We start from the raw sequence: 14742 nt of genomic DNA on the forward strand, positions 1-14742 counted from the left end.
CGTGAGGTGCTGCGCATGGCGACCCGAAACGGTGCCGAGGCGTTGGGGATTCTCGATCAGACGGGGACGGTCGAAGTCGGCAAGCAGGCCGACCTCCTGCTGCTCGATGCGAATCCGGAGGTAGACATCGCCAGTACGCGCTCGATCGTCTGGGTCATGCGGGGTGGTACCCGCTGGATCCCCAGCGACCTGCTGGCGGGCCGAGCGAAGACTCGGCCCTGAGGTACGGACGATTGGTCAGGTGCGGAAGCGGGGCCGTGACGCTGCCTAGCGACCGAGGTAGACGGTGCCAGCCTTCATCACGAAGCGGACGCGTTCGATGGCGGTAAAGTCCCGCTCGGGGTCGCCCTCGACCGCAATGATGTCTGCCCACGCGCCGGGCTTGAGCACACCAAGCCGTCCGTCCATGCCCAGCAGCCGTCCATTGTTGAGGGTCGCCGCCTGCAGTATCTGGCTCGGCGTCATACCGGCTTCCCGGTAGGCAAACAGGACGCGCCGTGCGGATACCCCTTGGGATTGCTTGAAGTCGAGATAGTTGTCCGATCCGGCGGTTATGGTCACGCCGGCCTTGAGGGCCCTCCGCAGCCGGTCACGACCTCCTTCGAGGTAGTTGCGCACCATCCCGGGGTCGGGGGCCGGACCTCCTGGGTTCTGCAGCTCGAAGTATCGGACGATCGAGACGCTGTCGATGTCGGTCGGCGTCAGCGTCACGCCCTGCTTGGCCATCAGTGCCAGCGTCGAGTCGGCAATCTGGTAGCCGTGTTCGATCGAGTGGACCCCCGCCAACGCGGCGCGATAGACGGCCGCGTCACTGGTCGCGTGCGCGGCCACTCTGACACCATGGAGACTGGCCGAGGTCACGATGGCCCGCATTTCGTCGAGGGTCAGGATGCCCGGGTTCGGCGTCGCGTTGGAGAAGATCTTGATGACACGGGCGCCGAAGGTGACGTTCTCTCGAACCGCATCGGCGGCATCGGCAGGATTACGGATGACGCGGTAGTCCTCGTTGGCGAGGTGCTCGAACCCGGGCTTGAGGCCGGGAAACTGCCCACCGAGCGGGCTGAGGCCGGGCCCTGAAGGAATCAGGCGGGGGCCATCGACGCTGCCATCCTCGATCGCGGTCCGAAGCGCCACGTCGCCAAAGCGGCCGCTGTTGCCCAGATCCCGTACCGTCGTGAACCCGGCATGCAGGAAGCTCCGGCCGCGTGCCGCACCATGCAGCGCTCGGAGGGGCAGCCCTTCGGTCACGACTGCCTTGATTCCTTCCATGGTCAGACTGGCGCCCGTTCCCTCGAGATAGAGGAGATGGGTGTGCGCGTCGATCAGGCCTGGTAGCACCGTGTAGTGCGACAGGTCGATGACCCGCGCGCCCGCCGGCCGCTCGACCCGCTCGGCAACTGCAGCGATGCGCCCGTTCTTGATCAGGATTTCGCGGCCGGAAAGGAAGCTGCCGGTTTCGCTGTCGAAGAGGCGTCCGGCGCGGACGACCGTGGTCCCGGTGTCCGGCGGCGTCTGCGCAAGGACTGGCAATGATGCCAGGAGCGAAAACGCGACTACAACAGCCAACGGCTTCATTCAGGTCTCGGTGGTGAGGGGTACGATCAGGTCTAATCCAGCAGTGTCGGTGTGACAGTCGGCGCGGCTGATGCGTCGGGGCGCGGGTTTCGCGTGGACACGAGTAAGCCATCGGCGTATACTGGGATCTCTGCCAAGAGGCCCACGAGCAGGAGCGAGCCCAGTTGAATGATACCACCGTGGTGATTGCCGGTGCAGGCCCGGGCGGCCTCTGCCTGGCTCTGCTGCTGGAGCAGCACGGCATTCCGGTCCAGGTGTATGAATCGGTGCCGGAAGTACGGCCGTTGGGTGTTGGGATCAACCTGCTTCCCCATGCGGTCCGCGTCCTTGCGAGCCTCGGCCTGACGGAGGGTTTGGAAGGGCTGGGCATTCCGACCGCTGAGCTGCGTTACTACAACAGGCATGGCCAACTGATCTGGGCCGAACCGCGCGGGCGAGCGGCCGGATACAGCTACCCGCAGTTGTCCATCCACCGGGGCCAGTTGCAGGGACTGCTGCTGGAGACGGCACGGGCGCGGCTCCGCCCCGGCTCGGTTCAGCTCGGGTTGGCCCTGGAGGGTTGGCGTAACGAGCCGGACGGCATCACGGTATGGTTCCGCGAGCGGGGCGGTTCGGTGCGCGAGGTGCGCGGCGACTGCCTGGTAGCTGCGGATGGCATTCACTCCGCCGCCCGGCGGATTCTGGTGCCTGATGAGGGGCCGCCGCGTTTCTCAGGTCGCATTCTCTGGCGTGCGGTGTCAGAATCCCTGCCGTTTTTGGACGGCCGAACCATGATTATGGCGGGCCATCAAGCCCAGAAGTTTGTCTGTTACCCGATCTCAGCAGCTCACGAGCGGCGTGGCGCGGCGCTGTTGAACTGGGTCGCTGAACTCGCCCTGCCCGACGATGCTCCGCCGCCGCAAGACTGGAATCGCCAGGTGCCGAAAGAACGGTTTCTGGCGGAGTTTCTTTCCTGGACCTTCGATTGGCTGGATGTACCGGCGCTGATCGGGGCCGCGAGCCAGATTTACGAGTACCCGCTGGTCGATCGTGATCCGCTGCCGCGCTGGACGCATGGACGGATGACCCTGCTTGGGGACGCGGCGCATCCGATGTATCCCATCGGCTCGAATGGCGCCTCACAGGCCGTGCTCGACGCCGCGTGTCTTGCGGAGCAATTGAGTAGTGGGCTTGGTTCGGCGGAGGCGCTCGCCGCGTACGATGCCATCCGCCGACCGGCGACCGCACAGATCGTCCTGACCAACCGCGCCAATGGTCCGGAGCAGATCATGCAGATCGCCGAGGAGCGCGCTCCGAACGGTTTTGACGACATTGACGCGGTGATACCCAGAGCGGAACTCGAGGATATAGCGGCTCGTTACAAGCGGGTCGCCGGGTTTACGCTGCACGACGTCAATCAGGTTGCGAGCGGGGGTCCGGAGGCAGTCAGGCGCCACGTCCGCTCGGATGGCCTTCCCCTCTGACTCACTACCAGCGCAGACTAAGTCCGAAGGTCAGGATGTCGGCCGTGCCGAGCCCTCCCTCCATCACGGTGACGAGGCCATGCCAGCGGGCTTCGAGCCCCAGGCTCGGCCCACTGCGCAGCCGCGTCAACATCAGACCTGCCCCTGCGGATAAAGCAGGCTTGATATCCTGACCCGATCCGCTGAAATCGTAGAAAGGAACCCGGTTGCCGTCGGCATCCAGCACCGCGATGCGATCACGAAAGCGCGTGTTGTACGCTCCAACGCCGGCGAGGAGGTACGGGCGCAGCCCACCCTCGGCGAGCTCCCACCGCCCGAGAAGCGCAACCCGGATCAGCGAGCGCGTCACGTCTTCGGTCAGCACCCAACCAGCCTGATTGTCGAAGTACTCGATTCGCGTCGTATGGGTGCCCAGCGACTGAAAGCCGATCTCGGCGCCATACGTCAGCCGTCCCTTCCGTCGCAGCAGTTCGCCGCTGATCCCGAGGCCCCAGACCGCGTCGTCCAGCTCGAGACTTGACCCGGCGGTAAGCGCTAGTGCTGGCGACCAACCACCGCGCTCCTGGGCGCTGCCGTCCGTCCAGGTCGCAATTGTCAGAATCGATGCTGCAAGAATTGTCCGAATCATCGCGCGGCGCCGGTTGAAGTCGGCCCTATGATACGACGGGGGGCGTGACCCGGCCGTTACCCGCGATCGCGGACCCGGTCGAGGACATCGCCGATCGCGCCGATCACGAGGTCCGGCTCCGAGAGCTGCGGAAAGTGGCCGCTTCGGGTCGCCTTTACTTGTCGACCCAGCGGCGACAGGCCCACCAGCTGCCGCTGGTGCTCGGCGCGTGCCTGGAGCGCCTCGGTCGCGGTGGCCCACTGCATTGCCGGCTGGGTCCCCGTGACGACGACCAACGGGATAACGGGAAATGGCGGGGCCTGTCGCACCTCGGCGACGGTCGTTATAACCTGCTCGATCTCGGCCAGTGGGGACGGCGGCGATACCTTCCTCAGCATCCCTCGGATCAGTCGCTGAAGTCGGGTCTCGTGTTGCGCCATTCGCTCGGGGTCTTCGGGTGCCGTCGCGTCGAGCAAGACGGCGCCGGCGACGAGAGCCGGATGGGTTCGGGCGAAGAGATTGACGATCAGGCCGCCGAGCGAATGGCCAACCATGAGATAGGGCGGGGGTTGCTGCGTTGCGGTCAGCAGGGCCGTCAGCGATGAGACGAGATGGGAGCCCACCTGGGGCACTGCCGGCTTGGAGCTTCCGCCGATTCCCGGACGATTATAGGCAAACGTCGAGGTCCGACTGCCTAACGCAGCCCAGATCCGGCCCCATCCGGCAAGCGGCCCGCCGGCACCGTTGACGAGAACGACCGTTGGTGCCCCCGATCCGGTGACGGCATACTCGAGCGTTTCGCCACGAACATCGAGCGTCCCAGTCGGTCGTACTGGATCCATGGCGGCACTCGACCCCATCCGGTCTTTGGGCACGACCCAATCTGTGGGCGAGCCCTGCCAGTGTCAAAAGCGGATGAACTCGACGGTGCATTCCCCATCGTGTGCATCATCTGGCAGGATCAGCCCCGCGCATGCCATGCAGCAAGCGCGGCCGCTTCCTGGTCGGGCTTGATCGTAAAGCGCGGAGCAGGCCGGCCGCGATGGCGCCGCCGGCGGCGCCCGTTCGCAGGAGCTGCCAGATCGACGAGTTCGCGTCAGATCACTGCCGCGCAAGCGAGATCAGGTCGGGCAGCACGTTGCCCACTCTGACGGGATCAGCATCCCGCTGGCCCAGGCCGAAGTACAGCTGGGAGAACAGGGCGTAGAGTGCGTTGTAGCGCTGGTGCGCCTCAGGGTCAGGCGCGACGATCCGGTACGGTGGGCAGAGCGCCCTCTGCGCCGCGTCGATACTGTCATAAGCGCCGGCCGCAACGAGTGCGAAGATCGCAGCGCCGAGGCTGGTGATCGATCGCTCGGGCACCAGGACGGGGGCGCCCATCACATTGGCATAGACTTGGTTCAGGGTCTCATTGTGCTGGGGAATTCCGCCGGCATGGATCAGTCGGCGGACGGGCACGCCGTGCTCCATCATGCGTTCGAGAATGATGCGTGTGTGCATGGCGGTCGACTCGATGGCCGCGAACAACTCATCCTGCGCAGTATGGCCGAGGTTCCAGCCCAGGGTCACCCCACCGAGCCAGGGATTGACGAGGATGGTGCGATCGCCGTTGTCCCAGGCCAGGCGGAGGAGCCCGGTCTGCGCAGCCCGATACCGATCGAGCCCGCGCGCGAGCTCGTCGACGGGCTGGCCAGCCCGTCTGGCGATGGCTTCGAAGAGCTGCCCTGTGGCAGACAGCCCGGCTTCGATCCCGGTGAACTCCGGGTGAATCGACCCCGGTACGACGCCCGATACGCCCGGGACGACTTCGACTGATCGGGTCACTGCCATGATGCAGGTCGAGCTGCCGATCACACTGACCGCATCGCCCTCGGCGATCCCAGCGCCGATCGCGTCCCAGTGGGCGTCGAGCGCGCCAACCGGAATCGGAATCCCGGCGCGAAGTCCAAGCCGTTCCGCCCACTCGGTCGACAGCTGGCCGGCGGTCTGATCCGAGGTGGCGTAGCGGCCGCGCAGCCAGCGAGACGCCCCCGCCAGCAGCGGGTCGACCTTCTCGAGCAGGGCATCGGGCGGCAGCCCGCCATGATCGGCATGCCACATCCACTTATGACCCATTGCGCAGACACTTCGGGGCATGGCTGCCGCGTCGGTGATGCCGCACAGTACGGCGGCAATCAGGTCGCAATGTTCGGCTACGGCAACGACCTCATCCCTTCGCTCGCGGTGGTGGCGGAGCCAGTGCAGCACCTTCGCGAACCCCCACTCGGAGGAATACACTCCGCCGCAGCGGGCCAGGCCAGGAAAACCCTCCGCCGCCGCCACGTCGGTGATTCGCGCGGCCTCCACCTTGGCGCGGTGATCGCACCAGAGATAGTAGTCGTCGAGCGGCTGCAGGCCCCGCCCAAGGATGACGACGGTGGAACCGGTCGTATCGATGGCGAGTGCTGCGACGTCGCGCCCATCGACGCCGGCCGCGCGGAGGGCATCTCGCGTGGCAAGCGTCAGCGCTTCGAGATGCGCTCCGTGCGCCTGCGTGGCAAAGTCGGGGTCGTCGGCGCGATGGTGGACCGGGTATGGCGCTACGCCAGTGCCCAGAACGCCCACGTGATGATCGACCAGCGTGACGCGGACGCTTTCCGTTCCGAAATCGATGCCAGCGACAATCATGGTGTTGTCCGGACGATTCGCTCGGTCGGGAGCGTGATCCGATGTGGCACGGAATCTCCCGCAAGAATCTTCACTGCGATGTCGATCGCTTCCCGACCACCTGTCGGGTACACGAACGTCGCGGCGAGCTTGCCGTCGGTAACGGCCTGCACGCCGCCGTCCAGACCGGGAAGGCCGTCGATCCCGACGAATCGAATTGCCGATTCGCGCCCCTTGGCCCGAGCCGCCAGCCAGGCGCCTACCGCCATCGGATCATTGTGCGCGTAGACCAAGTCGATCCGTTGGTGCGCCGACAGCGCAGCCTCCATCTGCGTCACCGCTTCTTCGCGGAGCCAGTTGGCGACGGGGTCGTGGATGATGCGAATGCCCGAGAAGGACGCGATTGCTTCGCGGAATCCTTCGCTGCGATCCCGGGCTGGTGTGGAACCTGGCAGACCTTTGATCTCGACCACGTTACCGCGCCCGCCGAGTACTTCGGCAACGAACTCCCCCGCAGCGCGCCCGATCGACCGGTTGTCGGCGCCGATGAAGGTGGTGTAGCTGTCACCCTCGATTTCGCGATCGAGCACGATGACGGGAATCCCTGCCTCGAATGCGCGGCGTACTACGGGCGTCAGCGGCTTGGCTTCATTGGGAGAGATGATCAGCAGGTCGATCCGCTGCCGGATGAAGCTTTCAACGTCAGCAACCTGGCGGGCGTTGTCCTGCTGAGCATCCGCATAGACGACCTGCAGGTTGGGGTGAGCCGCGGCCGCTGCAGCAATCTCCGCATTCATCGCAACGCGCCACGGTTCGCCCAGGTTTGCTTGGGAGAATCCGATGACGGTGGCGCCGCCGGACCCGCGGCCGCATCCCGCCGCCAGTACGAGCGCGGTGAGGACGAGCCAGCTACGCGCGCCGCCGCTGGAGCCAGACCGCCAGGAGAATGATGGCGCCTTTGAGGATGAGCTGAAGGTTGGCGTCGACATTGTTGAGACCCATGATGTTGTTGATGATGCCGATGATGAGAATGCCTACCAGCGTACCGCCTACGGTTCCCACGCCGCCGCTCAGGGACGTTCCCCCGATGACCACGGCGGCGATGGCGTCGAGCTCGTAGGCTACCCCATCGTTCGGGTTGCCCTGTTCGAGCTGCGCGGCATGAATCAGCCCGGCCAGTGCCGCGAGCGTTCCTGACAGCACGTAGACCCAGGCGGTGTGGAACCCGACCCGCACCCCCGAGAGCCGCGCTGCCGACTCGTTGTCGCCGATGGCATAGACATAGCGCCCGGCGCGCGTGCGGGCCAGGAAGAAGCCGACCGCGAGCACGGTGGCAACGAACAGCACGGCGGGCGCAGGGACATAGGGGATGATCGGCGCCGCGAGCGCGCGAACCGACTCGGGGGCTCTCCCCTCACCGAAACCCAGCGGAATGGCGGTGCCTCCGCTCAGCCAGCGGGCTGCCCCGCGAGCGGCGCTCATGGTCGCAAGCGTGGCGATGAACGCTGGTAAGCGCCACCGCGCTACCACGATCCCGTTGAGGAGCCCCCATAGCGCACCCGCGCCGAGCACCAGTACGGTGGTAGTGCCCAGGCTGTAGCCGTTCATCAGCAGCATGGCCGAGAGCGTGGCGCCGAAGGCCAGAACCGAGCCGACGGAAAGATCGATGCCACGGGTGATGACGACCGCGGTCATGCCGACCGCCAGGATGCCCTTTTCAGACACCTGGCGGAGGATATCCGTCAGATTGCCGATGTCGAGAAAGATCAGCCGGCCGCCGCGCACCGGCGAGAAGATGATGGCGAGGATCAGTACGGCGACGAGGCCCAAGGCACTGCGGTAGCGCGCGAGCCAGCTCGCTGCGCGCCGAACGGACGAGGGCGGGTCCGGCGGGGGCAACGGTCCGTCGGATCGAGGGTCGGGCATGGCGACTCCGCGTGTATCGGAAGTAGCAGGGTCGGTCGTACCAGCAGCCGCCGCGAGAATCCCTTCCTCGGTAGCGTTCGACCGATCGAACTCGGCCGTGATCCGTCCGTTGCGGATGACGAGGATGCGATGGCACTGCGAGAGAATCTCCGCCAGGTCGGATGATACCAGCAGAACGCCGAACCCACCGGCGGCCAGGCGATGTAGCTCCTGGTAGATGTCGGCCCGCGCCGCCAGATCGACCCCCCGGGTCGGCTCGTCGAGCAGCAGTACCGTGGGCGACGCAAACAGGCAGCGGGCCAGGAGTGCTTTCTGCTGATTGCCGCCGCTCAGCGTCCCGATCGGTACTTCGGGGTGGGCAGCTCGCACTCCGGTCTGGGCAATCAGCCCAGCCGCTGCCTGCCGCTCGCCTTCGCCTGACAGCACTCCGAACCGGCTGAGGCGGTCGAGCGCCGAGATCGTGATGTTCCGGTCGACGCCGAGCTGGGGAAAGATCGCATCGGCCTTGCGCTCTTCGGGCAGCATCACGAGCCCGGCGTCCCGCGCCTGGGCCGGGGTTTGCGGGGAGTAGCGGGTGCCGTCGATTGCGATGGTGCCGCTGACCCGGCCAGGGTGCGCGCCGACCAGGGACAGCAGCAGGTCGCTTCGCCCCGCACCAACGAGACCAGCCAGCCCGACGATCTCGCCGGCGCGGACCGTTAGCGAGATCTCACGCAAGCGATCCGAGCCGGGGCGTTCGGGGTCGGTCACCGACAGGCGCTCGATGGTCAGGACCTCGCGCGCACCATCGGGGACGGGAGCGAGCTCGCTGGGCGGGACGTCGCGACCCACCATCAGGCGAATCAGACTGTCGGGCGAAAGGTCCGCCGCAGGTTGGGTTGCGATCCGCTGTCCGTCGCGGAGCACGGTAATGCGGTCAGCGAGTGAGAGAACGTGCTCGAGCTTGTGCGACACGTAGACGATGCTGGTGCCGCTCGCCGCGAGGGTGCGGATCAGCCGCTCCAGTCGGGCTTCTTCGTCCGCGCCGAGCGCGGCGGTGGGCTCGTCCATGATCAGGCAGCGGGCATTCAGGGACAGGGCTCGCGCGATCGCGACGAGCTGCCGGTCGCCGGGCGACAGCGAGCCCAGCAGGACCGCGGGTGAGATGTGGGTTCCGCCGACCGCGTCGAGGTGGGTTCTCGCGGTGGTTGCCATGGCCGAACGGTCGATGGTGCCGAGTGCCGTGCGCGGTTCGTGGCCGAGCAGGATGTTCTCGCCGACGGTCAGCGAGGTGACCAGTTGCAGTTCCTGGGGAATCATTGCTACGCCTGCCGCGATCCCATCGCGCGGGGATCCCAGCCGACGCGAGACGCCCGCAATGCGCAACTCTCCCTCGTCGCCCTGGAGTTCGCCACACAGCAGGCGACCGAGTGTCGATTTCCCCGCGCCGTTCTCGCCGACCAACGCGTGGATCTCGCCAGGTCGCACGTCGAAGTCGACGCATGATACGGCCCGGACACCGGGGAAACCGATGCCGATGCCGCGCGCATCGATGAGGGGCACGCCGTCGACGGTCACCGCTCTCCGGCCGGCTGATAGCGGTCGAGCTCGTCGTCGATTGCGCCACAGAGGGTCACCTCGATCCCCAACTCTCGTGCCATAGCGGCTTTCCGGGCAAGTCCACGTCGAGCGAGGGTCGCATCAGGGGCGTAGACGACCTGGATGTGATTCGCCTGGTGTTTGGCCATCAGCTGATTTCGCGAGACGCCATACAGGACCGCGTGCATGATCGGCCATTGTGGCGTTGTGGCCTGCCACCGGCGCTCGGTCTCCCCGTCCGAAAGACGCACGACGCCACCGCGACCGATGTCCATGCGCAGCCGGTCGTCTTGAACGTAGATTCGGCTCCAGACGATCTCGCCGGGTCGACTGACCCCTTTGAGGGTCGAGCCCCCGCGCGGGAAGTACATTGGTGGTTGCCGCTCGCCCCGGGCTCCAGCGTACCCGTCAATGAAATGCGACGCTGGGGCCGCGCCGGAAATCTCGAATACCCAGACGAAGCTGTCGACGCCACGGTCCTGAACCGGAGCCCCCCAGCGAACGTCATGCAGAGTGTTCGATGGATCGAGGCCCAACTCGGTCCAGGTGATGTCCGTCAGCAGCGCATCGATGCCGGCGCACTCGTCCACTTCGTTGAAGTGCGGCACGGCGCGCCCCGCAAAGAGCGGCGTCCCGTCGAGGCCCGCGACCGGTGGCCGATCCGGGTTGTTGAGCAGCCCCTCGGTCAGGTCGGAGGCCACACAGGTGTCCTTGAGTCCCTGCTGATACTGAATGCCGATGGCCGCACACCCGAACGCATCTGCCATCCTGACAGCAGCCTCGTACATCTGGAGCCCCTCGAGCACCTGGGCTTTGGTCAGGGTGGTGGCCTCGTCCTGGCCGAGTGAAAACTGCATCCCGCGATCGAGGAGCCACTGATAATGGCGCTCCGCGTTGGCCTCGGGCACTCGCTGCATCTCGGCGTAGAGTGCGCTTTGGCTCAGGCGCTCCTTGAACAGGCCCATTGCGTGCAGCAGGTGGTCCGGCACGATGGCGTTGTACATCCCCATACAGCCCTCGTCGAACACACCCAGGATCGCCTGCCGATCTCGCAAGGCGGCGCCGGCCGCGCGTCCTGCCGCGATGTCGGCCGAGAGATCCGCACCAAGCATAGCATCCTGGAACGGGCGTGCATGAGACACCTCGTGCCGGATCGTGCCGGTCTCAAGCCAGCTCCGGAGCGCGGCGCGGGCAAACTCATCGGTGAAGTCTTCGCTCCAAATCGTGGCGTAGGGAATACCGGCCTTGGTGAGGGAGCCATTCAGATTGAGCAGACCAACCAGGCCGGGCCACTGTCCGCTCCAGTTGGCCAGCGTCAGGATCGGGCCGCGATGGCGGGTCAGTCCTGCCAGCACATGGCTGGTGTACTGCCAGACCGCGACCGCCACGATGAGGGGCGCATCGCGATCGATGCTGCGGAAGACCTCGATTCCCCTGGCCTGACCGTCGATGAAGCCATGCCCTTTCGCAGGGTCGACCGGATGGCCCCGGACTACTCGGCCGCCCATCGACGCCAGGGCCTCTGTGACGGTGGCTTCGAGCGCCAGCTGCGCGGGCCAGCAAACCTGATTGGCAGCGAGACGCGAGTCGCCACTGGCAACGAGTACGATATCGGAACGTGTCATGCGAGCCTCAGGGGCGACCCATCGTCGGTCCGCCAGTGTTCATCTGCTTCGGGATCCGGGTTGCGGCCGGCGGCAGCGGCGGAAACGGCTTGTGTGGCAGGGTCTGATACCAGAACGCCACCGTGTAGTTGTTGTCCGAACGGTGATTGGCGTGACCCGACTCGATCGAGAAGCGAAGGGATTTCTGGAAGGCAACCGGAGAGTCGGTGTGAAAGCGGTAGACGGTCCAGCCTGCGCCACGGTCGTCTCCACCGTTGACCGGGTTGCCATAGCGCTGGAACGCGAAGGTCGGCCGCTTGCTGCCAAACGCGTCGATTCCGCAGCCACCGTAACACCAGGCGCCCAGGTAATAGTCCTCCGCGCCAGTGCCGTTGATCTGCGGTGTAGTTGCGCCGTCGATGTAGAACATGTCGTCGCCCTCCCCCCACCAGTCGCCCTGGTTCTGCAAGATGCTGTGGGTCACGCCCACAAAATGCCCGCGGCCCTCCGCCTCCATGATCAGATAGTTGCCGGCGCCGTCCTTGTTGGGGCGCCGGTTCACCAGGGTGTCGCCATTGCGGGTCCAGTCTGTGGTCCATCCCGGAAAGGGCGTTGCCTGACGATACTGGGCATGGAAGTACCCCATCGACGCCGGCAGGGAGCTGTGCTTTTCCCAGTCGATGTTGTAGTAGAGAGACAAGGTCGGCAGATCCCCCTCATTGGCGACCGTGATGACCGCCCCCTTCTGGAAGGGCATCGGGAAGTAGCTATTGAGCGCCTTCTGCGAACCGACCGACAGCGGACCCGATTCGTAAACCAGGTACTTGCCCAGGCCCAGGCCGAAGAAGTCGCCGATCGGCGCCTCGACGCTCGGGTTGGTCTGGCCGTCCCAGTAGATTCGCAGCACCAGATTCTTGAGGTGCCAGCGATCGGTGCTGTTGATCGTGAACCACATGTGGGTAATGATTCCTGGCCCCGTCATGCGCGCGATGGTTCGCACCTCGCCGGGCATCAGGCGCTCGCGCCCGTTGCCATCGTCGTTGGCCCCCGATGTGTCCGCACTGGAAACCCGCTGAGAGGTGTAGGAACGAAGGAAGGGCAGGTTGTCCAACTCGCGTCGGATCTCTTGAGTCTCGATCCTGACCGGTACGACCAGGGCAACTGCCACGGCGAATGCGACGAGACGCATGAGCTCTCCGGGGTCAATGTTCGGATGCGATTTGCGGGAGGCAGGACAAGAGGTAATATGAGGATATACAATTCTGTATACAAGAACGTCCGCTGTGCGCCGCGGCGCCTGGTGGGCGAATCGACGTGACCTCGACCATTCCTGTCATGACTCGGATCCTGTCCTTCTTGGCGGTTGCCGTTGTTACGATGCCGCTCGCTGCTCAGACGCAGATGGCCGATCTCCCCGGAGTCGGCCTGCGGGCCTATGCCCGCCTCGACGAGTTGGCATTTACGCGCCCGATTGTCGGATATGGCGCCGTCACCAGCCGGGATCCGTCCGGGAAGAACGACGACGGGTTCAGCGGTGCGCACTCGTTTCTTCGGAAAGAAGGCAGCGGCCTCGTGATCGCGGATCTCGTGGGGCCGGGAGTCGTGACCCGTATCTGGACTCCCACGCCGACCGATGATCCGATCGAGTTCTACTTCGACGGTGAGAGCACACCGCGACTGCGTCTCCCGATGCGCCAGCTGTTTCTCGACGGACCAGAGCCGTTCCGGCCACCGCTGGTCGGCTTCGGCGCGGGTGGGTATTTCAGCTACGTGCCGCTGTCGTACGCCCGCTCGCTGAAAGTGGTGGTGCAGGGACCTCGGGTGCAGTTCTACCAGATCAACTATGCCAAGCTGGCCGATACGGTCGGCGTCAGCAGCTATTCGCCGGGCCGACTTCCCGACGTAGCGGCGGCAGCACGCTTGCTCGGGTCGGTTGGTCAGAACCTCTCGGGCTTTACGGCGCCGCCGGGCAGTTCGGTGTCGCGCCAGGTTGCGTCAGGGAGGCTCGACCCGGGACAGCGCAAGGTGCTGTTCGAGACTCGGCGCGGAGGTCGTCTGGTGGGTTTGCGCATCGGGCCTGCCTCGACCCTGATGGACGAGGGTCGCTCAACTCGGCTGCGAATCTTCTGGGATGGGTCGCCCGACCCCGCCGTCGATGCGCCGGTGCTGGACCTCTTCGGCGGCGCGTGGGGTCGGCCCGCTATGGCAGGGCTGCTGGGCGGCGCCATTCGAGACACAGCCTATCTCTGGTTTCCGATGCCGTACGACCGATCGGCCAGGGTCGAGCTGCTGCAAGCTGCGGATGGGCCTGCCGTCGACGTGCATGCAGAGATCTTCGAGGCCAACCTGCCGCGTCGTGCCGGCGAAGGGCGGTTCTACGCCGTATGGCGCCGCGAGAACCCGACGACCCTCGGGCAACCATTCACCTTTCTGCGGACCGGCGGGTCCGGACACGTCGTGGGATTCGTACTGCAGGCTCAGGGGCTCGGAACCGACGGCACCCTGTTCTTCGAGGGCGACGACCGCGTCGTGGTCGACGGGGACACACTGATTGCCGGAACCGGATCCGAGGATGCCTTCAACGGGGGCTGGTACGATGTGCCGGGGCGCTGGGACGGGCGCCGGTCGCTGCCGTTGTCCGGCTCGCTCGGCTACTCGAATCCGCTGACGAGGACGGGCGGGTACCGGTTCCTGCTTGCTGACGCCTATCCCTGGCTGCGCAGCATCGATTTCACGATCGAGCACGGCGAGGACACCGACAACCTGATCCCGACGGACCACGCCTCCGTCACATACTTCTATGCCGAGGCGCCCCCTGACTGGAGATCGACGGAGTTTACCGAGGCGACCCGACGGCCGGTGCGTCCGGATCGGATCGTGCTCAACGTGGGGTGGTCGTCGCCGATCATTTTCTTCTCGTCGCGGTTTGCGACGCTCAGCAAGGGCCCGGAGCCTGGTGTGGGTCGGCACCTGTCCTTCGTGGGAGACAGCATACCCGAGTTGGGGCGCCACGTCCTGAGCTTCTCGGCCCCGATTCCGACCGCCGGCCGGTATCGTGTCTCGTTGACCCCTGTGCTCGGCCCCGCCCAGGGTACGGTCCAGCTGCTGCTCGATGATCAGCCGATCGGTCGTCCGCTCGATACTCGATCGGACACCAGGAAAGCGGGCGAGCCCACCCCGCTTGGCGAGCTGGTCCTGGAGGCCGGCGAGGCGGCCATTCACCTCCGGATCAGGCCCTCGATTCCCGGATCGCAGCGTGCAGCACTCGACGTGATCCGGATCGTGCTCGAGCGGATCGGGCCGGCCGAGTAGCGTCACGACACGCCGACGCCGAGCCTCGGGA

General features: G+C 65.9%; 11 protein-coding genes. 3 read left to right on the forward strand and 8 right to left on the reverse strand.

The window, feature by feature from the left end; translation table 11 throughout:
* Window positions 1-222 (forward strand): amidohydrolase family protein (locus KF785_16015; GenBank protein MBX3148270.1); only part of this gene is annotated, 222 nt, incomplete at its 5' end.
* Window positions 223-267: 45 nt separating this feature from the next.
* Here KF785_16015 and KF785_16020 read toward each other — a convergent pair.
* Window positions 268-1575 carry an amidohydrolase family protein gene (locus tag KF785_16020; protein ID MBX3148271.1) on the reverse strand — a complete coding sequence of 436 codons (1308 nt, stop codon included), beginning with the start codon at window positions 1573-1575 and terminating at the stop codon, window positions 268-270.
* Between the two features lie 164 nt (window positions 1576-1739).
* Between KF785_16020 and KF785_16025 the strand changes: the two genes are divergently transcribed.
* Window positions 1740-3038: a flavin-dependent oxidoreductase gene (locus KF785_16025; protein ID MBX3148272.1), complete on the forward strand. Its 1299-nt coding sequence runs from the start codon at window positions 1740-1742 to the stop codon at window positions 3036-3038.
* A gap of 4 nt (window positions 3039-3042) precedes the next feature.
* Here KF785_16025 and KF785_16030 read toward each other — a convergent pair whose 3' ends face one another.
* The 7 genes from KF785_16030 to KF785_16060 form a co-directional block, all read right to left on the reverse strand.
* Window positions 3043-3666 carry a hypothetical protein gene (locus tag KF785_16030; GenBank protein ID MBX3148273.1) on the reverse strand — a complete coding sequence of 208 codons (624 nt, stop codon included), beginning with the start codon at window positions 3664-3666 and terminating at the stop codon, window positions 3043-3045.
* A gap of 56 nt (window positions 3667-3722) precedes the next feature.
* Window positions 3723-4487: an alpha/beta hydrolase gene (locus KF785_16035; protein ID MBX3148274.1), complete on the reverse strand. Its 765-nt coding sequence runs from the start codon at window positions 4485-4487 to the stop codon at window positions 3723-3725.
* Between the two features lie 259 nt (window positions 4488-4746).
* Window positions 4747-6312 (reverse strand): ribulokinase, encoded by a 1566-nt coding sequence (locus tag KF785_16040; protein ID MBX3148275.1) that lies wholly within the window; start codon window positions 6310-6312, stop codon window positions 4747-4749.
* Complete coding sequence (locus KF785_16045; protein ID MBX3148276.1) at window positions 6309-7280, reverse strand: substrate-binding domain-containing protein; 972 nt, start codon at window positions 7278-7280, stop codon at window positions 6309-6311. Before KF785_16045 ends, KF785_16040 begins: the two co-directional genes overlap by 4 nt.
* The gene (locus KF785_16050; GenBank protein ID MBX3148277.1) at window positions 7201-9774 is read right to left on the reverse strand and encodes an ATP-binding cassette domain-containing protein; all 2574 of its coding nucleotides are present in this window, start codon (window positions 9772-9774) and stop codon (window positions 7201-7203) included. Before KF785_16050 ends, KF785_16045 begins: the two co-directional genes overlap by 80 nt.
* On the reverse strand, window positions 9771-11420 hold the full coding sequence (locus KF785_16055) for a hypothetical protein (protein ID MBX3148278.1): 1650 nt from the start codon (window positions 11418-11420) through the stop codon (window positions 9771-9773). Before KF785_16055 ends, KF785_16050 begins: the two co-directional genes overlap by 4 nt.
* Before the next feature lie 7 nt (window positions 11421-11427).
* Window positions 11428-12588 (reverse strand): DUF2961 domain-containing protein, encoded by a 1161-nt coding sequence (locus tag KF785_16060; GenBank protein ID MBX3148279.1) that lies wholly within the window; start codon window positions 12586-12588, stop codon window positions 11428-11430.
* Between the two features lie 125 nt (window positions 12589-12713).
* Here KF785_16060 and KF785_16065 point away from each other — a divergent pair, with 125 nt between their 5' ends.
* Window positions 12714-14711, forward strand: a complete 1998-nt coding sequence (locus KF785_16065; GenBank protein ID MBX3148280.1) for a DUF2961 domain-containing protein — start codon at window positions 12714-12716, stop codon at window positions 14709-14711.
* Window positions 14712-14742: the final 31 nt, after the last annotated feature.

The sequence above is a fragment of the Gemmatimonadales bacterium genome (genome assembly GCA_019637315.1).
Lineage (GTDB): Bacteria > Gemmatimonadota > Gemmatimonadetes > Gemmatimonadales > GWC2-71-9 > SHZU01.

Bases quoted from the DNA above. Each gene is read 5' to 3' on its own strand.
- KF785_16020 (MBX3148271.1), bottom strand. From the start codon at position 1,575: ATGAAGCCGTTGGCTGTTGTAGTCGCGTTTTCGCTCCTGGCATCATTG.
- KF785_16030 (MBX3148273.1), bottom strand. From the start codon at position 3,666: ATGATTCGGACAATTCTTGCAGCATCGATTCTGACAATTGCGACCTGG.
- KF785_16035 (MBX3148274.1), bottom strand. From the start codon at position 4,487: ATGGATCCAGTACGACCGACTGGGACGCTCGATGTTCGTGGCGAAACG.
- KF785_16040 (MBX3148275.1), bottom strand. From the start codon at position 6,312: ATGATTGTCGCTGGCATCGATTTCGGAACGGAAAGCGTCCGCGTCACG.
- KF785_16045 (MBX3148276.1), bottom strand. From the start codon at position 7,280: ATGTCGACGCCAACCTTCAGCTCATCCTCAAAGGCGCCATCATTCTCC.
- KF785_16055 (MBX3148278.1), bottom strand. From the start codon at position 11,420: ATGACACGTTCCGATATCGTACTCGTTGCCAGTGGCGACTCGCGTCTC.
- KF785_16060 (MBX3148279.1), bottom strand. From the start codon at position 12,588: ATGCGTCTCGTCGCATTCGCCGTGGCAGTTGCCCTGGTCGTACCGGTC.